The organism is Rathayibacter sp. RFBD1 (assembly GCF_002932915.1).
Classification (GTDB): domain Bacteria; phylum Actinomycetota; class Actinomycetes; order Actinomycetales; family Microbacteriaceae; genus Rathayibacter.
In genome coordinates this window covers 39,809-57,988 of the sequence record NZ_PSWQ01000009.1, presented here as the reverse complement: position 1 = coordinate 57,988, position 18,180 = coordinate 39,809, and the positions used below count along the sequence as shown (strand labels likewise).

The window sequence follows — 18,180 nt, the reverse complement described above, 5'->3', positions numbered from 1 at the left end:
GCCTGCCTGTCGCTGGACCCCGACGGGTCTCGGATGCACTCGGGCGCGGCTCCCCCGAGGAGAAGCCGCGCCCGAGAACTGTAGAAGAGAAGGACGAGGAGCGCCGCTGGGCGGCGCCCGGCGTTCGCCTAGCGGCCGCCGGCGCGGCGCTTGTTGAAGATGTCGAACGCCACCGCGAGCAGGAGCACGAAGCCCTTGATCGCCATCTGCCAGGCCGCGTCGACCGAGAGGATGGAGAGGCCCATGTTGAGCACGCCCATCACGAGTCCGCCGATGACGGCTCCGACGACGGTGCCCACGCCTCCCTGGACGGCGGCGCCGCCGATGAAGACCGCGGCGATCGCGTCCAGCTCGTAGTTCTGTCCGGCCGAGGCGACCGCACCGCCGGCGCGGGCGGTGCTGACGATGCCCGCGACTCCGGCCAGTGCGCCCATGTTGACGAAGATGAAGAAGTTGACCCACTTCGTCTTGACGCCGGACATCATCGCGGCGAACAGGTTGCCGCCCATCGCGTAGATGTGGCGGCCGAAGACCGTCCGGCCGAGCACGAAGCTGTAGGCGAGGATCAGCACGGCGAGCACGATCAGGATGATCGGGGTTCCGCTGTAGCCGGCGAGCAGCCAGGAGAGGGCCATGATCGCGATGACGGCGATGGCCGACTTCGCGACCAGCGAGCCGATGGGCTCGCGGGGCAGCTCGAGGCGGCGGAGGGTCGCGCGGCTGCGGAGCTGCTGGGCCACGAGGACGACGCAGACGATCAGGCCGAGGACCAGGGTGAGCGCGTCGCGGCCGGCGATGCCGCCGAGGACGCCCGGCAGCCAGCCGGCGCCGATCGCGGTGAACTCGGTGGGGAGGCCGTTGATCGTTCCGCCGGTGAGGAGGACGAGGGTGAAGCCGCGGAAGATCAGCATGCCCGCGAGGGTCACGATGAACGCCGGTATGCCGACGAAGGCGACCCAGAAGCCCTGCCATGCTCCGACGGCGGCGCCGGTGACGAGGGCGACGACGACGGCCGCCCACCAGGGCAGGCCCCAGTTGTTCATCGCGATCGCCGAGATGGCGCCGACCATCGCCACGACCGAGCCGACCGAGAGGTCGATGTGGCCGGCGATGATGACCATCACCATGCCGATCGCGAGGATCAGCACGTAGGCGTTCTGCTGGATCAGGTTGTTGACGTTGCCGGGCAGGAGCAGGCGCCCGCCGGTCAGCACCTGGAAGAGCAGGATGATGATGGCCAGTGCGGCGAGGATGCCGTACTGCCGGAGGTTGATGTTCAGCCGGCGCGAGCGCTTGGGCGGGGTGGAGGGCGTGTTGGCGGGCGTGTCCGCCGGCGCTGTGGTGGTCGTGGCGCTCATCGGGCCTGTTCCTTTCCGGCGGTCATGTAGTGCATGAGGTGCTCCTGGGTGGCGTCGGCGCGATCGATCTCGCCCGTGATCCGTCCCTCGGAGATGGTGTAGATGCGGTCGGCGAGGCCGATCAGCTCGGGCAGCTCGGACGAGATGACGACGACCGCCTTGCCCTGGGCCGCGAGCTCGTTGATGATCCCGTAGATCTCGTACTTGGCTCCCACGTCGATGCCGCGGGTGGGCTCGTCGAGGATCAGCACGTCGGGACCGGAGAAGATCCACTTCGAGAGGACGACCTTCTGCTGGTTGCCGCCGGAGAGCTTCCCCGTGACGGCCGAGACGGTCGGCGCCTTGATGTTCATCTTCGATCGGTACGAGTCGGCGACCTTGTACTCGCGGTGCTTGTCGATCACGCCGAGCCGGGCCAGGCGCGAGAGCGCGGCGGCCGAGACGTTGACGGTGATGTCGCCGATGAGGTTGAGCCCGTAGCGCTTGCGGTCCTCGGTCGCGTAGGCGAGGCCGTTGCGGATCGCCTCGTCGACGGTGCGGGTCTGGATCTCCTTGCCGTCCTTGTAGACGCGGCCGGAGATGCCGGTGCCGTAGCTCCTCCCGAAGATGCTCATCGCGAGCTCGGTGCGTCCGGCGCCCATCAGGCCCGCGAAGCCGACGATCTCGCCGGCGCGGACGGTGAAGGAGGCGTCGTCGACGACCACGCGGTTGATGTCGACGGGGTGGTGGACCGTCCAGTTCTCGACGCGCAGCTTCTCCTCGCCGATCTGCGGGTCGCGCGGCGGGAACATGCTGTTGAGGTCGCGGCCGACCATCGCGCGGATGATCCGGCTCTCGGACGCCTCCTCGCCGGCCATCGGGAAGCTCTCGATGGTGCGGCCGTCGCGGATGATCGTGACCGTGTCCGCGATGGCGCGGATCTCCTTCAGCTTGTGGCTGATGATGATGCAGGTGATGCCCTGCTTGCGGAGCTGGTCGATCAGGCCGAGCAGGTGGTCGCTGTCCTCGTCGTTGAGGGCGGCGGTGGGCTCGTCGAGGATGAGGAGCTTCACCTCCTTGGCGAGGGCCTTGGCGATCTCGACGAGCTGCTGCTTGCCGACGCCGAGCTCGAGGATCTTGGTCGCGGGGCTCTCGGCGAGGCCGACGCGGGCGAGCAGCTTGGCCGCCTCCGCGTTGGTCGCGTTCCAGTTGATGACGCCGCGGGTCGACTTCTCGTTGCCGAGGAAGATGTTCTCGGCGATGGAGAGGTAGGGGCTGAGGGCGAGCTCCTGGTGGATGATCACGATGCCGTCGGCCTCGCTGTCGTTGATCGACCGGTACTGCGCCTCCTCGCCCTCGAACTCGATGGTGCCTTCGAAGCTGCCGTACGGGTACACGCCGGAGAGGACTTTCATCAGGGTCGACTTGCCGGCGCCGTTCTCGCCGCAGATGGCGTGGACCTCGCCGGGCTGGACCGAGAGCGAGACGCCGTCGAGGGCGCGGACGCCGCCGCCGAACTCCTTGACGATGTCGCGCATGATGAGGATGGGACTGGCCAACAGGGCCTCACTTCGTTGGGGGGAGTGGTGTGCGGACGGGGAGGCGGGGGCGGGGAGGATCGCTCCTCCCCGCCCCCGCCCGACGGATCAGAGTCCGACGTCGCCGGCCTTGAGGAAGCCGGAGTCGACGAGGACCGACTGCACGTCGTCCTTCGTGACGACCTGCGGCTCCAGCAGGTAGGACGGGACGACCTTCTCGCCGTTGTCGTAGGTCTCGGTGTCGTTGACCTCGGGCTCCTCGCCCGCGACGATCGACTGCACCATCTGGAAGACGCGGTCCCCGAGGGTGCGGGTGTCCTTCCAGACCGTCATCGACTGCTCGTCGGCGAGGATCGCCTTGACGTTGGCCTTGTCGGCGTCCTGGCCGGTGATGACCGGGTAGTCGGCGCCGGGGGTGTAGCCGGCCGACTTCAGCGAGGCCTCGATGCCGATGGCCAGGCTGTCGTTGGGGGAGAGCACGACGTCGACCTTCTGGCCGCCGGTGTAGAAGGACGAGAGGCGGTTGTCCATCTCGGACTGCGCCTTGTCGGAGGCCCAGCCCTGGATGCCGATCGAGGCCCAGTCGTCGTCCGACGCGGGCGACTTGCCCGAGGGGACGGTGAGCTTGCCGCTCTCGATGTAGGGCTGCAGGACGTCCCACGCGCCGGAGAAGAAGAACTTCGCGTTGTTGTCGTCGGGGCTGCCGGCGAAGGGCTCGAGGGTGAAGGGGCCCGCGGCGTTCTTCAGGTCGAGGGTCGACTCGATGTACTGGCCCTGGAGCTGGCCGACCTTGTAGTTGTCGAAGGTCGCGTAGTAGTCGACGTCCGCGGTGCCGTTGATGAGACGGTCGTAGGCGATGACGGTGGCGTTCTGCTTCTTCGCCTCGGCGAGGACGGGCGCGAGCGCCTCGCCGTCGATCGCGGCGATGACCAGGATCTTGGAGCCGCCGGCGATCTGGTTCTGGATCTGCGAGATCTGCTGATCGGTCTTGTTGTCGGCGTACTGGAGGTCGACGGTGCAGCCGTCGCCCTCGAGCTGCGACTGGAGGCCTTCGCCGTCGTTGATCCAGCGCTCGAGGCTGCGCGTGGGCATCGAGATGCCGACGGTGCAGTCGCCTTCCGCGCCGGCGCCGGCAGCGGCGCCTCCGGAGTTGGCGGGGCTCGCGGAACAGGCCGCGAGGCCGAGGGAGATGATGCCGGCGGCGGCCAGCGTGGTGATGCCGCGGGAGAACTTCATGGAGTGCATTCCTCTCTGAAAGCAGTGTCCGAGGGAGAGGACGACAAGAGGCGTGCACGTGTGGCGCACGTCGTCGTGTCGTCGCCCGGGAGGGCGGGAGAGCCCCGAGGGGCTTTGTCCACGGAGAGAACATATTCCTTCGATCGGGGGGAGTAAAGCGCGGGCGGCGAATTTGTCCAGGCGATGCCGAAATGTGATCTTCGGGACGCCGATCCCCGCCGTTGCTGCGGGAGAACGCTCTCACCGCCCGGCTCCCGCCCCTCCGCCGGGCGCCCGTCGCCGTCCGCGTGAGGGAAACGCGAGGACTCCGGGCCGGGCCGTAGGGGAACCGTGAGGACCGCTCCGAGGAGCCCCCGCGAGGTGTTGCATCGCTTCCTGTGCCGCTTCCCGGCAGGCGTCCGGTCCCGGGCGTCGTCCGCTCCCCGGATGGAGTCCTCCGTGCTCGACCTCGCCTACCTCCTCGGCGTGCTCGCCCTCTTCTCGCTCATCGCTCTCGCCGCGAAGGGGGTCGAGCGGCTGGGCGGACCGCCCCCCTCGGCGACCCGCGGGACCCGCGAGAAGGAGGCGGGCCGGTGATCGTCTTCGACGCCCTCGCGGCCGTGCTGGCGCTCGCCGCCGTCGTCTACCTCGTCGCGGCCCTGATCCGACCGGAGCGCTTCTGATGGATCCGCTCCTCGCCGTCCTCCAGGTCGCGACCGTCGGCCTGGCCGTCGCCCTCCTCCACCGCCCCCTCGGCGACCACATGTTCCGCGTCTACACCTCGACGCGCGACCTCGCCCTCGAGCGCGGCGTCTACCGCCTCATCGGCGTCGACTCCGCGGGCGAGCAGAGCTGGCGCGCCTACCTCCGGGCCGTGCTGGCCTTCTCTCTCGTCGGCGTGCTCCTGCTCTACGGGATGCAGCGCCTCCAGGCGGTCCTGCCCGGCTCCCTCGGCCTGCCCGCGGTGCCGGAGGGGCTGGCGTTCAACACCGCCGTCTCGTTCGTCACCAACACCAACTGGCAGTCCTACTCCCCGGAGGCGACCCTCGGCTTCGCGGTGCAGCTCGGCGGCCTCGCCGTGCAGAACTTCGTCTCGGCGGCCGTGGGCCTGGCCGTGGCGGTGGCGCTGATCCGCGGATTCGCGCGCCGCTCCTCCGGAACGCTCGGCAACTTCTGGGTCGACCTCGTGCGCGGCGCGCTGCGCCTCCTGCTGCCCCTCGCGGTGGTGGCGGCGGTCGTGATGATCGCGGGCGGCGTGATCCAGAACCTGAACGGCCCGCTGACGGTGACCACGCTCACCGGCGGCGAGCAGAGCATCCCGGGCGGCGCGGTGGCCTCGCAGGAGGCGATCAAGCTGCTCGGCACCAACGGCGGCGGCTACTTCAACGCCAACTCCGCGCATCCGTTCGAGAACCCCTCGGCGTGGGTGTCGCTGCTGCAGATCGTGCTGATCCTCGCGATCCCGTTCTCGCTGCCGCGCACCTTCGGCCGGATGGTCGGCGACGTGCGGCAGGGCCGCGCGATCCTCGCGGCGATGGCGACGATCTTCGTCGTGTCGCTCGCGGCCCTCACCGCGCTGGAGGCGGCGGGCGGCGGATCCGCGGCGCAGGCCGCCGGAGCCGCGATGGAGGGCAAGGAGACGCGCTTCGGCATCGCCGGCTCCGCCCTCTACGCGACCGCCTCGACGCTCACCTCGACCGGCGCCGTCAACGCGATGCACGACTCCTTCACCGCGCTCGGCGGCATGCTGCCGATGCTCAACATGATGCTCGGCGAGGTCGCCCCCGGCGGCGTCGGCTCGGGCCTCTACGGGATGCTCGTGCTCGCGGTGCTGGCCGTGTTCGTCGGCGGGCTGCTGGTCGGCCGGACGCCCGAGTACCTGGGAAAGAAGCTCGGCCCGCGCGAGATCAAGCTCGCGAGCCTCTACATCCTCGTGACGCCGACGCTCGTGCTGGCCGGCACGGCCCTGAGCTTCGCGATCCCGGCGGTGCGGGAGGACGTGGAGAGCACGTCGATCCTGAACCCCGGGCTGCACGGGCTCTCGGAGGTGCTCTACGCCTTCACCTCCGCGTCCAACAACAACGGCTCGGCGTTCGCGGGGCTGACGGCGAACACGCCCTGGCTCAACACGGCGCTCGGCGTCGCGATGCTCCTCGGCCGCTTCCTCCCGATCCTGCTGGTGCTCGCCCTGGCCGGCTCGCTCGCGGCGCAGTCGCCGGTGCCCTCCAGCGCCGGCACGCTGCCCACCCACCGGCCGCAGTTCGTCGGCCTCCTCGTGGGCGTCACGGTCGTCGTGACCGCGCTCACCTACTTCCCCGTACTCGCGCTGGGCCCCCTGGCGGAAGGACTGCGACTCCGATGACCACTGCACTCACCGAGGCCCCCGCGGAACCCGCGCGCCCCACCCGCGCCGCCCTCGGGCCGCGCCAGCTCGCCGCCGCCCTCCCCGGAGCGCTGCGCAAGCTCGATCCGCGCCTGATGTGGCGCAACCCCGTGATGTTCATCGTCGAGGTCGGCGCCGCGCTGACCACGGTGCTGGCGATCGCCGAGCCGTTCCTCGGCGGGCCGGAGGAGTCGGGCGGATCGACGGTGCCCGTCACCTTCACGGCCGGCATCGCGATCTGGCTCTGGCTCACCGTGGTGTTCGCGAACCTCGCGGAGTCGGTGGCCGAGGGCCGCGGCAAGGCCCAGGCCGAGAGCCTGCGCGCCACCCGCACCAGCACTCCGGCCCGGCGCGTGGTCGACTACGACCCCGCGGACCCCTCCGCCCTGTCGGCCCGCCTGGTCGAGGTCTCCTCGGCCGAGCTGCAGCTGGGCGACGTGGTCGTGGCGGAGGCGGGCGACCTCGTCCCCGGCGACGGCGACATCGTCTGGGGCATCGCCTCCATCGACGAGTCGGCGATCACGGGCGAGTCGGCCCCGGTCGTCCGCGAGAGCGGAGGCGACCGCAGCGCGGTGACGGGCGGCACGCGAGTGCTCTCGGACCGGATCGTGGTGCGCATCACCTCGCGGCCGGGCGAGACCTTCGTCGACCGGATGATCGGCCTGGTCGAGGGCGCGTCGCGGCAGAAGACGCCGAACGAGATCGCGCTCGACATCCTCCTGGCGAGCCTCTCGATCGTGTTCGTCGTGGTCGTGCTGACCCTGAACCCGATCGCCTCGTTCGCGGGAGCCTCCGTGAGCGTCCCGGTGCTGGTCGCGCTGCTCGTCTGCCTCATCCCGACCACCATCGGCGCCCTCCTCTCGGCCATCGGCATCGCCGGCATGGACCGGCTCGTGCAGCGCAACGTGCTCGCGATGTCCGGCCGGGCGGTGGAGGCGGCGGGCGACGTCACGACGCTCCTGCTCGACAAGACGGGGACGATCACCTACGGCAACCGCCGCGCTGTGGCGTTCCTCCCCCTCGACGGAGTGGCGCAGGCCGCCCTCGTCGACGCGGCCGCCTCCTCCTCGCTCAGCGACCCGACGCCCGAGGGGAAGTCGATCGTCGACCTCGCGGGCGACTCGGGCCGCCCCGCCGTCGAGCCCGCTCAGGCCGCCGTGGTGCCGTTCACCGCGCAGACCCGGATGAGCGGGCTCGACCTCCCCGACGGCTCCTCCATCCGCAAGGGCGCCGGCTCGGCCGTGCGCGCCTGGGTGGAGGAGGAGGGGCCGCTGCCGTCCGCGGTCGCGGCGCGCCTCACGGTGCTCGTCGACGGTGTCTCGGAGAGCGGCGGCACACCCCTCGTCGTCGCGGTGAAGGACGCCCACGGCGCCCGCCTGCTCGGCGTCGTGCACCTGAAGGACGTGGTGAAGGACGGGCTCGCCGAGCGCTTCTCGGAGCTGCGCGCGATGGGCATCCGCACCGTGATGATCACGGGCGACAACCCGCTGACCGCGAAGGCGATCGCGGCGGAGGCGGGAGTCGACGACTACCTCGCCGAGGCGACCCCCGAGGACAAGCTCGCCCTGATCCGGCGGGAGCAGGAGGGCGGCGCGCTGGTCGCGATGACCGGCGACGGCACCAACGACGCCCCGGCCCTCGCGCAGGCAGACGTGGGCGTGGCGATGAACACCGGCACCTCGGCGGCGAAGGAGGCGGGCAACATGGTCGACCTCGACTCCGACCCCACCAAGCTCATCGACATCGTGCGGATCGGCAAGCAGCTGCTGATCACCCGCGGCGCGCTCACCACGTTCTCGATCGCGAACGACGTGGCGAAGTACTTCGCGATCATCCCGGCGATGTTCGCGGGGGTCTTCCCCGGGCTCGCGGTGCTGAACGTGATGCAGCTGCACTCGCCGGCCTCGGCGATCCTCTCGGCGATCGTGTTCAACGCGCTGGTGATCGTCGTGCTGATCCCGCTCGCGCTGCGGGGAGTGGCGTACCGCCCGGTCGCCGCCTCGCGCATCCTCAGCCGCAACCTCCTGGTCTACGGGTTGGGCGGAGTGATCGCTCCGTTCCTCGGGATCAAGCTCGTCGACCTGATCGTCGCCGCGATCCCCGGCTTCTGACCCGCCCGTCCCGACCACCGAAGACAGAGAGAAGAGACCATGTTCCGTCCCTACGGTGTCGCGCTGCGCGCGATGATCGTGCTCACCGTGCTGCTGGGAGCGGCGTACCCGCTCGCGGTGCTCGGGATCGGGCAGCTCGCCCTGCCCGCCCAGGCGAACGGCTCGCTGCTGCGCCAGGACGGCGCGGTGATCGGCTCGTCGCTGATCGGCCAGTCGTTCACGGACGCCGACGGAGCGCCCCTGCCGGAGTGGTTCCAGTCGCGTCCCTCCGCCGCGGGCTACGACGCCGCGGCCTCGACCGGCAGCAACCTCGGCCCCGAGAACGCCGACCTGGTCGCGTCCGTCGAGGAGCGCCGGGCCGCGATCGCCGCCTTCGAGGGCGTCGACCCGGCCGCGGTGCCGGCCGATGCGCTGACCGCCTCCGCCTCGGGGCTCGACCCCGCGATCAGCCCCGCCTACGCGCAGCTCCAGGCGCCCCGCGTCGCCGCCGCCCGCGGGCTCGACGTGAGCGCCGTGCGCGCGCTGGTCGACGAGCACACCGCGGGCCGCGAGCTCGGGTACCTCGGCGAGCCGACGGTGGACGTGCTCGAGCTCAACGCCGCTCTCGCGCGGCTGTGACCGCTCCGGTGGCGCCTCCGGCTCGTAGAATCGCGATCGGCTCGTCGGGACCGTCCGATCGAGCGGATCGACGCCGGACCCGCGAGCCCGGGACGCCCCGGAGCCGCGAGCACGAGGGGAGGCCCGGAGCATGACGAAGGGCCGCCTGCGCGTGCTCCTCGGAGCCGCGCCCGGAGTGGGCAAGACCTACACGATGCTCGAGGAGGGCCGCCGGCTCGCCGCCGAGGGCCGCGACGTCGTGGTGGCCGTGGTCGAGACGCACGGCCGCTCCGCCACCGCCGCGATGGTCGAGGGGCTGGAGGTCGTGCCGAGGAGGGCCGTCGAGCACCGCGGTGTGCTGCTCGACGAGATGGACCTCGACGCGGTGCTCGCCCGCCGGCCCGACGTCGCGCTGGTCGACGAGCTCGCGCACACCAACGCCCCCGGCTCCCGGCACGAGAAGCGCTGGGAGGACGTCAGGACGCTCCTCGACGCCGGCATCACCGTCTTCTCGACCGTGAACATCCAGCACATCGAGTCGCTCAACGACGTGGTGCACGCGATCACCGGAGCGCCGCAGCGCGAGACGATCCCGGACGCGGTCCTCCGCGCCGCCGATCAGATCGAGGTCGTCGACCTGGCGCCCCAGGCGCTGCGCGACCGCCTCGCCGACGGCCGCGTCTACCCGCCCGAGCGCATCGACGCGGCGCTCTCCAACTACTTCCGGCTCGGCAACCTGACCGCCCTGCGCGAGCTCGCGCTGCTCTGGCTCGCCGACGAGGTCGACAGCGCGCTCCGCGACTACCGCGTCGAGCACGGCATCGACAGCACCTGGGAGGCGCGCGAGCGCGTGGTCGTGACCCTCACCGGCGGCCCGGAGGGGGAGACCCTGCTGCGGCGCGGCGCGCGGATCGCGGCCCGCGCCTCCGGGGGCGACCTGCTCGCCGTGCACGTGGTGACCCCCGACGGCCTCCGCACCCCACGCCCGCACGTGCTCGAGGCGCAGCGGGTGCTGGTCGAGAAGCTCGGCGGCAGCTACCACCAGGTGGTCGGCGAGGACGTGCCGCGCACGCTGGTCGAGTTCGCCCGCTCGGTCAACGCGACGCAGCTGGTGATCGGCGTGAGCAGGCGGAGCCGTCTCGCCTCGGCGCTGACGCCCGGCACGGCGTCGACGGTGATCCGCGAGTCCGGCAACATCGACGTGCACATCGTCAGCCACTCCGCCGCCGGGCGCACCGCGGTGCTGCCGAGGCTCGACGGGGCCCTGACGCTGCGGCGCCGCCTCTTGGGACTGGCCCTCGCCCTCGTGGGCGGCCCGCTGGTGACCTGGCTGCTCTCGAGCCTCCGCAGCGACGAGTCGATCACGAGCGACGTGCTCTCGTACCAGCTGCTGGTGGTGGTGGTCGCGCTGGTCGGCGGGCTCTGGCCGGCCCTCTTCGCGGCCGTGCTCTCGGGGCTGACCCTCGACTTCTTCTTCGTCGATCCGCTCTACACGATCACCGTCGACGAGCCTCTGCACGCGCTGGCGCTGGTGCTCTACGTGCTGAACGCGGCGCTCGTCAGCGCCGTGGTCGACCGCGCGGCCCGGCGGGCGCGGGCCGCCAAGCGGTCGGGGGCGGAGTCGGAGCTGCTGGCGACGATCGCGGGCGGCGTGATCCGCGGGCAGGGGGCGCTGCAGGCGATCCTCCAGCGCTCGCGCGAGGCGTTCGGGCTGACCGGCGTGCGGCTGCTGCGCGGCGGCGAGCTCGTCGCGGCGGACGGCGAGCCGCAGCCGGAGGGCGATCCCGCGCGCATCGCGGTGGGCGAGGGCGCGGTGCTCGAGCTGCACGGCCGCGAGCTGGAGGGGAGCGAGCGGCGACTGCTCCAGGTCGTCGCCGCCCAGCTGGACTCGGTGCTCGAGAACGCGGCCCTCAGCGAGACGGCCAGCTCCCTCGCTCCGCTGGCCGAGACCGACCGGGTGCGCAGCGCCCTGCTGTCGGCCGTCAGCCACGACCTGCGCCGGCCCCTCGCCGCGGCCACCGCGGCCGTCAGCGGACTGCGCTCGCCCGAGGTGGTCTGGAGCGAGCGCGACCGGGAGGAGCTGCTCGCCACCGCCGACGAGAGCCTCACCGTGCTCGCCGCGCTGGTCACCGACCTGCTCGACGTGACGCGGCTGGAGGCGGGGGCGCTCGCCGTGGCGCTCGCTCCGCTCGACGCTGCCGACGTGGTGCTTCCCGCGCTCGACGAGCTCGGGCTCGGTCCCGGCGAGGTCGACCTCGACCTCGATCCGGAGGGCCCGGCGCTGCTCGCCGACGCCGTGCTGCTGCAGCGCGTCGTGGTCAACCTGCTCGCGAACGCCGTCCGCTACGCGCCGTCCGGCACCCGGGTGCGCGTGGCCGCCAGCGCCTTCGGCGGGAGCGCGCAGCTGCGGATCGTCGACCACGGCCCCGGGGTGCCCGAGGAGCGCCGCGCCGAGATCTTCGTGCCGTTCCAGCGACTCGGCGACGACGACAACCTCACGGGCCTGGGCCTCGGCCTCGCGCTCTCGAAGGGGTTCACGGAGGGGATGGGCGGCACGCTCGAGACGGAGGACACTCCGGGGGGCGGGCTGACGATGGTGGTGACGCTGCCGCTGGCGAAGGAGACTGCTGCCGCTGCTCCTGCGGCTCACGTCGCTCCTGCCGCCCCGCACGACGGCGGGTCGGGCACCGCTCCGCACGAGGACTCCGGAGGAGCCGCATGAAGATCCTGATCGCCGACGACGACCCGCAGATCCTGCGCGCCCTGCGCATCACCCTCACCGCCCGCGGATACGACGTGGTGACGGCCGGCGACGGCACCGAGGCGATCAACCGCGCGGTGGACGAGCATCCGGACCTCTACATGATCGACCTCGGCATGCCCCGGCTCGACGGGGTCGAGGTCATCCACGGACTGCGCGGCTGGACGAGCGCGCCGATCCTGGTGGTGTCGGGGCGGACGGGCGCGGCCGACAAGGTGGGCGCGCTCGACGCCGGCGCGGACGACTACGTGACCAAGCCGTTCTCGATGGACGAGGTCCTCGCGCGCATCCGGGCCCTCTCGCGGCGGGTGCAGCCGGCCGACGGCGAGCCGCTGGTCGTGATCGGCGAGGTGACCGTGGACCTGGTGGCCAAGAGCGCGACGCGGGACGGCGTCTCCGTGCGGCTCACCCCGACGGAGTGGCAGGTGCTCGAGATCCTCATCCGCAACGCGGGCAAGCTGGTCACCCGCCGCTCGCTGCTGGCCGAGATCTGGGGCCCCGCGCACGTCACCGACACCGGCTACCTGCGCCTCTACCTCGCGCAGCTGCGCAAGAAGCTCGAACCCGACCCCGCGCATCCGCGGCACCTGCTGACCGAGGCGGGCATGGGCTACCGCTTCGTGCCCTGACCGGCCTGTGCCCGGCGGGGGGAACCCCGGACCGTCGAGGGAGCCCGCTGGTCGTGGCTCCCTCGACGGTCCGGGATCGCCGGGCAGGTCACCAGTCGTGGACGGTGCCGTCGGCGAGGCGGTTGAAGCGGAGCGGAGGACAATGGAGGGACCCCCAGTGAAGGAGACCACCGTGGATCAGCCGCGCATGAACGTCGAGTCGTTCAACCTCGACCACCGCACCGTCGCCGCGCCGTACGTGCGCCTCGCCGACGCGAAGACGCTGCCCGGAGGCGACCACCTCGTCAAGTACGACGTGCGCTTCACCCAGCCCAACCGCGGGCACCTCGAGATGCCCACCGTGCACTCGCTCGAGCACCTGTTCGCCGAGAAGTCCCGCAACCACTCCGACCGCGTGATCGACTTCTCGCCGATGGGCTGCCAGACCGGCTTCTACCTGCTCCTCTCGGGCGAGCCCGAGCTCGCCGAGGTGCTCGGACTGGTCGAGGCGACGCTCCAGGACATCACCGAGGCCGACGAGGTCCCGGCCGCCAACGAGACCCAGTGCGGCTGGGGCGCCAACCACTCCCTCGAGGGGGCGCAGGAGGCGGCGCGCACGTTCCTCGCGCACCGCTCGGAGTGGGAGACGGTCACCGCGTGAGCACGGCGATCGTCCTGGTCGCGATGGACGAGGAGGCCGCGCCGTTCCTCGTCGCCGCGTCCAGAGCCTCCGAGCCGCGCGCCGTCGGCAACGCGCTGCAGTGGGAGCTCGAGCTCGACTCCCGCGCGGTGCTGCTCGTCCGCACCGGCATCGGCCTCGTCAACGCGGCCGGCGGTCTCACCGCAGCGATCCTTCGGGAGGCCGGCGAGCGGCCGCTCGTGGTGAGCGCGGGGACCGCCGGCGGCCTGGGCGCCGACGTCCGCGTGGGCGAGGTCGTGATCGGCGCCGAGTACGTGCAGACCGACGCCGATGCGCGGGCGTTCGGCTACGCGCTCGGGCAGGTCCCGGGGATGCCCGCCCGCTACTCCGGGGACGACGCGGCGCTCGCCGCGGAACTCGAGCTGCCCGAGGGGCCGCCGGTGCGCCGCGGCCTGATCGTCTCGAGCGACGTCTTCGTCTCCAGCGCCCACGTGGACCGCGTGCGGAGCGACTTCCCCGGCGCGCTCGCCACCGACATGGAGTCGGTCGCGCTCGCGCAGACAGCGCACGTGCACGGGCTGCCGTTCGTCTCGGTCCGCGGGATCTCGGACCTCTGCGCCCCCGGCCAGTTCGAGGCGCACGTCGACGACGCGGCCGATCGCTCCGTCGCCGTGGTGCGGGCGCTGCTCGTCGAGCTCGGCGTCCGGGACTGACGGACGGGCGGCCCTCCGCGACACCGCGGAAGGGCCGCCCCGGGGGTCAGTCGTTGCCGACGTGCTGGTCGCCGGCCTCCTGGGCCTTGTCGACCTGCCCGGCGAACTTCCCGCCGGTCGCGGAGTCGGCGGCGTCGCCCGCCTTGTCGAGTCCCTTGTCGGTCAGCTCCTCGCCCTTGTCGCTGCTCGCGGCGTTCTTCGCCTTGTCCGCGAGTCCTCCGAGATCCACCATGGGGTCGTTCCTTCCGTCGATGAGCGCCCGTCGAGCAACGGGCCGTCGCCAGTCTCCGCCGCTCGGCGAGGGTCTGCGCGGGGGTTGCGGCTCACGGCCGCGCCGAGGACGATGCGGCTCCGGATCCGCTGTTCCGCTCGTGCCCACGACGCGCCAGAGTGAGCGGTGCGCCCCCGCGCACCGACCCGAGGGAGACCCGATGAAGTACATGCTGATCATGCGCGCGACCGATGCGGCGAAGGAGGCCTACGCCTCCATCCCGTTCGACGAGATCATCACCCGGATGGGGCAGTACAACGAGGCGATGATCGAGGCGGGCGTGCTGCTCTCGGGCGACGGCCTGGCCGACGACGTCGACTCCTCCGGCTTCGTGGTCGACTTCTCCTCCGAGCCGCCGACCGTCGTCGACGGCGCCTACGGCCCGACCGAGTCGCTCTTCAACGGCTTCTGGATCATCGGGGTCGACTCCAAGGAGCAGGCCCGCGAGTGGGCGCTGCGCTGCCCCCTGGTGCCCGGCAACCGCCTCGAAGTGCGCCGGATCACCGACGAGAGCGACTTCGCGGATTTCGCCGACAACGAGTACGTGCAGAAGGAGGCCCGCTGGCGCGAGGACGAGGCGGCGCGGGCCGCGGGCGCCTGACGCCGAGTCCTGCGGGCGGCCGCGTCCGTCGGGCCCCGCCCGCCGTCGAGCCGCTGCCGTGATCGCCGAGGCACCGCTCCGTCGGCGGTGTCTCGGCGGCAGGGCGGTGTCTCGATCCCGCCGGCGCTTACGCCTCCGTGACGACGCCCGCCTCGACGTGCCAGTGCCGCGTCAGCTGCACCGTCTCGAGCATCCGCCGGTCGTGGGTGACCAGCAGCAGGGTGCCCTCGTACGCCTCGAGCGCCTCCTCCAGCTGCTCGATGGCGACGAGGTCGAGGTGGTTGGTCGGCTCGTCGAGCACCAGGAGGTTCGTGCCGCGGGCCTGGAGGAGCGCCAGGGCGGCCCGGGTCCGCTCGCCCGGCGACAGCTTGCCGACGCGGCGGCCGACGTGGTCGGCCTTCAGCCCGAACTTCGCCAGCAGCGTGCGGACCTCGGCGGTCGGCCACTCGGGCACCAGCGCCTCGAACGCGTCCGCGAGCGGCACCTCGGCGGCGAGCATCCCGCGGGCCTGATCGATCTCGCCGATCGCCACGCTCGCTCCGAGGGAGGCGCCGCCCTCCTCCGGCTCGGCGCGGCCGAGGAGGAGCGACAGCAGCGTCGACTTGCCAGCGCCATTGGGCCCGGTGATGCCGATCCGGTCGCCCGCGTCGACCTGGAGCGACACCGGCCCGAGCGTGAAGGCGCCGCGGCGGGCGACCGCGCCGTTCAGTGTCGAGACGACCGAGCTCGAGCGCGGGGCGCTGCCGATCGTGAAGGCGAGCTGCCACTCCTTGCGCGGCTCCTCGACCTCCTCGAGCCGCGCGATCCGGCTCTCCATCTGGCGCACCTTCTGCGCCTGCTTCTCGCTCGACTCCGCCGAGGCCTTGCGACGGATCTTGTCGTTGTCGGGGGCCTTCTTCATCGCGTTGCGCACGCCCTGGCTCGACCACTCCCGCTGGGTGCGGGCGCGGGAGACCAGGTCGGCCTTCTGCTCGGCGAAGTCCTCGTACTTCTCGCGGCGCTGGCGCCGCGCGGTCTCGCGCTCCTCCAGGAACGCGTCGTAGCCGCCTCCGTAGACCCGGTTGGTGCCCTGCGCGAGATCGAGCTCGAGCACGCGGGTCACGCTGCGGGCGAGGAACTCCCGGTCGTGGCTCACGAGGACCGCGCCGCCGCGGAGTCCGCGGACGAAGGCCTCCAGGCGCTCCAGGCCGTCGAGGTCGAGGTCGTTGGTCGGCTCGTCGAGCAGCACCACGTCGAAGCGCGAGAGCAGCAGTGCCGCGAGGCCCACCCGCGCCGCCTGCCCGCCGGAGAGGGAGGTCATCGTCGAGGAGGCGGCCGCGGCGCCGAGCGACAGGCCCAGGTCGGCCAGGACGACCGGGGTGCGCTCGTCGAGGTCGGCCGCGCCGCTCGCGAGCCAGCGGTCGAGCGCGAGGGCGTAGCGGTCGGCGATCGAGCCGTCGGGATCGGGGTCGGCCAGGGCGGAGGCGGCGGCGTCGAGCTCGGCGGAGGCCTCGGCGCAGCCGGTGCGGCGCGCGATGTAGCCGGCGACGGTCTCGCCCTCGCGGCGCTCGTGCTCCTGCGGCAGCCAGCCGACGAAGGCGTCGCCCGGCGAGAGAACGACGGAGCCCTCGAGTGGAGCCGTCTCGCCCGCGAGGATGCGCAGGAGCGTCGACTTGCCGGCTCCGTTCGCCCCCACGACGCCCACCACGTCCCCGGGGGCGACCGTCAGGTCGAGTCCGTCGAACAGGGTGCGGTGCGCATAGCCTCCGGAGAGGCCCTTGGCGACGAGGGTGGCGGTCACCGGTCCAGCGTAGGCGCGGGCGACTCGCTAGACGGCCTGGTGATCAGCCGGTCTAGAATGTGCGGATGAGCGACACGAGCCTGCGGAGCGGCGCCGGGTACTGGTACCCGGACGAGTCGTCCACCCGCCGCGCTGTCGAGGTGCTGAGCGCCATGCGCACGTACCGCGTCTCCGAGGTCTCGATGCGCCGCCGCACGCGCGAGCGGATGGCGATGGGCGAGACGGACCTGATCGCCATCCAGTACCTGCTCCGCCAGCAGCGCAAGGGCGAGCTGGTGACCGGCAAGGACCTGGCCTCGCACCTCTCCATCTCGTCCGCGTCGACCACGGTCCTCATCGACCGCCTGGTCCGCAGCGGCCACCTCGTGCGCAAGCCCAACCCGACCGACCGGCGCGGGATCGTCGTGGAGGCGACCGTCGACAGCGACGACGAGGTGCGCGCCACGCTCCAGGAGATGCACCGCCGGATGCTCGAGATCGCCGAGGACCTGGACGCCCCCGAGGCCGAGGTCGTCGTCAACTTCCTCCGCCGGATGAGCGCGGCCGTCGACGAGATCGACGCGGAGCACGGCGACGGGCACGATACGGACGAAGCCGACCCGGCGGAACCCTCCGCGGCGAAATAGCTAGACTGACTAGTAATAAGCCGAGAGGCCTATAGTCTGGCGGCATGGGTCAATTCCTCTACGGCACTCCTCCTGCCGTCATCGAGATCGAGGACCGGACCCTGGCCCACCTCCAGATCGTGATCTACGCGAAGTTCCGCCGCGACGAGCGCTTCAGCCTCACCCTCGACTCGATGCCCGAGGGCGCGCGCGGCCGCCACTCCTTCTGGATGAACCCGAACATCGCCCTGCAGTTCCACTTCGCGGGGAGCCGGCAGCCGACGATCAACCCGACCTGGGTCGAGCTCCTGATGGACGCGGCGAACAGCGGCGGCGGGCTGCGCCTGCTCACCGAGCCCCCGTCGTGACCCGGTCCCGGTGAGGCCGACCCGGCCCGGACGACCGCGGAGCTCCCTGCACGAGGGTGGATCCGCAGCACCGCCCTCCTGCGACAGCGCACGTGCCCCCGGCCGCCCCGTCTCCTAGGGTGGAGCGGGCGCCGCGGGGCGCGCGGAGGGCGGGGGACATGCGCAGGACGGTCATCGGAGCGACGGCACTGGCCGGGGTGCTCGCGCTCGCGGGGTGCTCGGCGCCCGCTCCAGCTCCCACGGTCACGGTCACCGTGTTCGCCACGGCGACGCCGACCCCGGTGCCGGACCCGACCGTCACGGCGGCGCTCCCGCAAGCGACGGCCACCGTCTTCGCGCCGGTCCCCGAGGCGACGGTCACCTTCACGCCGAACGCGACGCCGGACATCCCCGAGACCGCCTTCGCGGTCGACAACGGCGCGGTTCCCGGGGCGAACGGCGAGCCGACCCGCGATGGGGAGGGGGACATCGTGAGCTACACCGTGGTGCAGGGCGACACGTTCTTCGACATCGCGCAGCGCTTCGGGATCCCGGTGCAGCAGCTGCTCCGGATGAACCCGACGATCGCCGGAGCCGGCGAGGCGGTCTACATCAATGCAGTCATCAACCTCGACGCGAGCACGCTGGGCTGAGCGGAGCTGCGAGCCGCGGA

18 protein-coding genes are annotated in these 18,180 nt (G+C 72.0%); 13 read left to right on the top strand and 5 right to left on the bottom strand.

Annotated features, from left to right (window positions below):
* Positions 1-128 precede the first annotated feature (128 nt).
* From mmsB to chvE, 3 genes are all read right to left on the bottom strand, one after another.
* The gene (gene mmsB / locus C5D50_RS03825; RefSeq protein ID WP_104222654.1) at positions 129-1,358 is read right to left on the bottom strand and encodes a multiple monosaccharide ABC transporter permease; all 1,230 of its coding nucleotides are present in this window, start codon (positions 1,356-1,358) and stop codon (positions 129-131) included.
* Positions 1,355-2,875, bottom strand: coding sequence for a multiple monosaccharide ABC transporter ATP-binding protein (gene mmsA, locus C5D50_RS03820; RefSeq protein ID WP_104255654.1), 1,521 nt, complete (start codon positions 2,873-2,875; stop codon positions 1,355-1,357). The genes mmsB and mmsA overlap by 4 nt, the downstream gene beginning before the upstream one ends.
* 108 nt (positions 2,876-2,983) lie before the next feature.
* A complete protein-coding gene (gene chvE, locus C5D50_RS03815) occupies positions 2,984-4,111 on the bottom strand; it encodes a multiple monosaccharide ABC transporter substrate-binding protein (RefSeq protein ID WP_374952918.1) in 1,128 nt (375 codons plus the stop codon).
* A gap of 426 nt (positions 4,112-4,537) precedes the next feature.
* Here chvE and C5D50_RS16500 point away from each other — a divergent pair, with 426 nt between their 5' ends.
* The 9 genes from C5D50_RS16500 to mtnN all read left to right on the top strand — a co-directional run bounded on the left by C5D50_RS16500 (position 4,538) and on the right by mtnN (position 13,903).
* The gene (locus tag C5D50_RS16500; RefSeq protein WP_167299012.1) at positions 4,538-4,687 is read left to right on the top strand and encodes a hypothetical protein; all 150 of its coding nucleotides are present in this window, start codon (positions 4,538-4,540) and stop codon (positions 4,685-4,687) included.
* A complete protein-coding gene (kdpF, locus tag C5D50_RS03810) occupies positions 4,684-4,773 on the top strand; it encodes a K(+)-transporting ATPase subunit F (protein WP_068209492.1) in 90 nt (29 codons plus the stop codon). Before C5D50_RS16500 ends, kdpF begins: the two co-directional genes overlap by 4 nt.
* The gene (gene kdpA / locus C5D50_RS03805) at positions 4,773-6,452 is read left to right on the top strand and encodes a potassium-transporting ATPase subunit KdpA (RefSeq protein WP_104282787.1); all 1,680 of its coding nucleotides are present in this window, start codon (positions 4,773-4,775) and stop codon (positions 6,450-6,452) included. The genes kdpF and kdpA overlap by 1 nt, the downstream gene beginning before the upstream one ends.
* A complete protein-coding gene (gene kdpB / locus C5D50_RS03800) occupies positions 6,449-8,584 on the top strand; it encodes a potassium-transporting ATPase subunit KdpB (RefSeq protein WP_104282786.1) in 2,136 nt (711 codons plus the stop codon). The genes kdpA and kdpB overlap by 4 nt, the downstream gene beginning before the upstream one ends.
* A gap of 39 nt (positions 8,585-8,623) precedes the next feature.
* Positions 8,624-9,202, top strand: a complete 579-nt coding sequence (gene kdpC / locus C5D50_RS03795; protein ID WP_104222649.1) for a K(+)-transporting ATPase subunit C — start codon at positions 8,624-8,626, stop codon at positions 9,200-9,202.
* 130 nt (positions 9,203-9,332) lie between these two features.
* Positions 9,333-11,903, top strand: a complete 2,571-nt coding sequence (locus C5D50_RS03790; protein WP_104282785.1) for an ATP-binding protein — start codon at positions 9,333-9,335, stop codon at positions 11,901-11,903.
* Positions 11,900-12,571: a response regulator gene (locus C5D50_RS03785; protein WP_104222647.1), complete on the top strand. Its 672-nt coding sequence runs from the start codon at positions 11,900-11,902 to the stop codon at positions 12,569-12,571. Before C5D50_RS03790 ends, C5D50_RS03785 begins: the two co-directional genes overlap by 4 nt.
* Before the next feature lie 187 nt (positions 12,572-12,758).
* Positions 12,759-13,211: an S-ribosylhomocysteine lyase gene (locus C5D50_RS03780; RefSeq protein ID WP_104247555.1), complete on the top strand. Its 453-nt coding sequence runs from the start codon at positions 12,759-12,761 to the stop codon at positions 13,209-13,211.
* A complete protein-coding gene (mtnN, locus tag C5D50_RS03775) occupies positions 13,208-13,903 on the top strand; it encodes a 5'-methylthioadenosine/S-adenosylhomocysteine nucleosidase (protein ID WP_258069549.1) in 696 nt (231 codons plus the stop codon). The genes C5D50_RS03780 and mtnN overlap by 4 nt, the downstream gene beginning before the upstream one ends.
* A 46-nt stretch (positions 13,904-13,949) precedes the next feature.
* Here mtnN and C5D50_RS03770 read toward each other — a convergent pair whose 3' ends face one another.
* Entirely contained in the window at positions 13,950-14,135 is a 186-nt protein-coding gene (locus tag C5D50_RS03770; RefSeq protein WP_104282784.1) for an antitoxin, read from the bottom strand.
* A 199-nt stretch (positions 14,136-14,334) separates the two neighbouring features.
* On the opposite strand from C5D50_RS03770, the gene C5D50_RS03765 reads away from it, so the two are divergent.
* The gene (locus C5D50_RS03765) at positions 14,335-14,775 is read left to right on the top strand and encodes a YciI family protein (RefSeq protein WP_104282783.1); all 441 of its coding nucleotides are present in this window, start codon (positions 14,335-14,337) and stop codon (positions 14,773-14,775) included.
* A 127-nt stretch (positions 14,776-14,902) separates the two neighbouring features.
* Here C5D50_RS03765 and C5D50_RS03760 read toward each other — a convergent pair whose 3' ends face one another.
* The gene (locus C5D50_RS03760; protein WP_104282782.1) at positions 14,903-16,555 is read right to left on the bottom strand and encodes an ABC-F family ATP-binding cassette domain-containing protein; all 1,653 of its coding nucleotides are present in this window, start codon (positions 16,553-16,555) and stop codon (positions 14,903-14,905) included.
* Between the two features lie 65 nt (positions 16,556-16,620).
* On the opposite strand from C5D50_RS03760, the gene C5D50_RS03755 reads away from it, so the two are divergent.
* From C5D50_RS03755 to C5D50_RS03745, 3 genes are all read left to right on the top strand, one after another.
* Positions 16,621-17,181, top strand: coding sequence for a MarR family winged helix-turn-helix transcriptional regulator (locus C5D50_RS03755; protein WP_104256423.1), 561 nt, complete (start codon positions 16,621-16,623; stop codon positions 17,179-17,181).
* 44 nt (positions 17,182-17,225) lie between these two features.
* Positions 17,226-17,528, top strand: a complete 303-nt coding sequence (locus tag C5D50_RS03750; protein WP_068250131.1) for a hypothetical protein — start codon at positions 17,226-17,228, stop codon at positions 17,526-17,528.
* A 158-nt stretch (positions 17,529-17,686) separates the two neighbouring features.
* Complete coding sequence (locus C5D50_RS03745) at positions 17,687-18,160, top strand: LysM domain-containing protein (RefSeq protein WP_104222627.1); 474 nt, start codon at positions 17,687-17,689, stop codon at positions 18,158-18,160.
* Positions 18,161-18,180 lie beyond the last annotated feature (20 nt).

Excerpts from the sequence above, each read along its gene's own strand:
- C5D50_RS03790 (WP_104282785.1), top strand. The coding sequence starts at position 9,333 with ATGACGAAGGGCCGCCTGCGCGTGCTCCTCGGAGCCGCGCCCGGAGTG.
- mmsA (WP_104255654.1), bottom strand. The coding sequence starts at position 2,875 with ATGCGCGACATCGTCAAGGAGTTCGGCGGCGGCGTCCGCGCCCTCGAC.
- chvE (WP_374952918.1), bottom strand. The coding sequence starts at position 4,111 with ATGAAGTTCTCCCGCGGCATCACCACGCTGGCCGCCGCCGGCATCATC.
- C5D50_RS03750 (WP_068250131.1), top strand. The coding sequence starts at position 17,226 with ATGGGTCAATTCCTCTACGGCACTCCTCCTGCCGTCATCGAGATCGAG.
- C5D50_RS03785 (WP_104222647.1), top strand. The coding sequence starts at position 11,900 with ATGAAGATCCTGATCGCCGACGACGACCCGCAGATCCTGCGCGCCCTG.
- C5D50_RS16500 (WP_167299012.1), top strand. The coding sequence starts at position 4,538 with ATGGAGTCCTCCGTGCTCGACCTCGCCTACCTCCTCGGCGTGCTCGCC.
- kdpB (WP_104282786.1), top strand. The coding sequence starts at position 6,449 with ATGACCACTGCACTCACCGAGGCCCCCGCGGAACCCGCGCGCCCCACC.
- C5D50_RS03755 (WP_104256423.1), top strand. The coding sequence starts at position 16,621 with ATGAGCGACACGAGCCTGCGGAGCGGCGCCGGGTACTGGTACCCGGAC.
- C5D50_RS03745 (WP_104222627.1), top strand. The coding sequence starts at position 17,687 with ATGCGCAGGACGGTCATCGGAGCGACGGCACTGGCCGGGGTGCTCGCG.
- kdpC (WP_104222649.1), top strand. The coding sequence starts at position 8,624 with ATGTTCCGTCCCTACGGTGTCGCGCTGCGCGCGATGATCGTGCTCACC.
- kdpA (WP_104282787.1), top strand. The coding sequence starts at position 4,773 with ATGGATCCGCTCCTCGCCGTCCTCCAGGTCGCGACCGTCGGCCTGGCC.
- C5D50_RS03765 (WP_104282783.1), top strand. The coding sequence starts at position 14,335 with ATGAAGTACATGCTGATCATGCGCGCGACCGATGCGGCGAAGGAGGCC.
- C5D50_RS03780 (WP_104247555.1), top strand. The coding sequence starts at position 12,759 with ATGAACGTCGAGTCGTTCAACCTCGACCACCGCACCGTCGCCGCGCCG.
- C5D50_RS03770 (WP_104282784.1), bottom strand. The coding sequence starts at position 14,135 with ATGGTGGATCTCGGAGGACTCGCGGACAAGGCGAAGAACGCCGCGAGC.
- mmsB (WP_104222654.1), bottom strand. The coding sequence starts at position 1,358 with ATGAGCGCCACGACCACCACAGCGCCGGCGGACACGCCCGCCAACACG.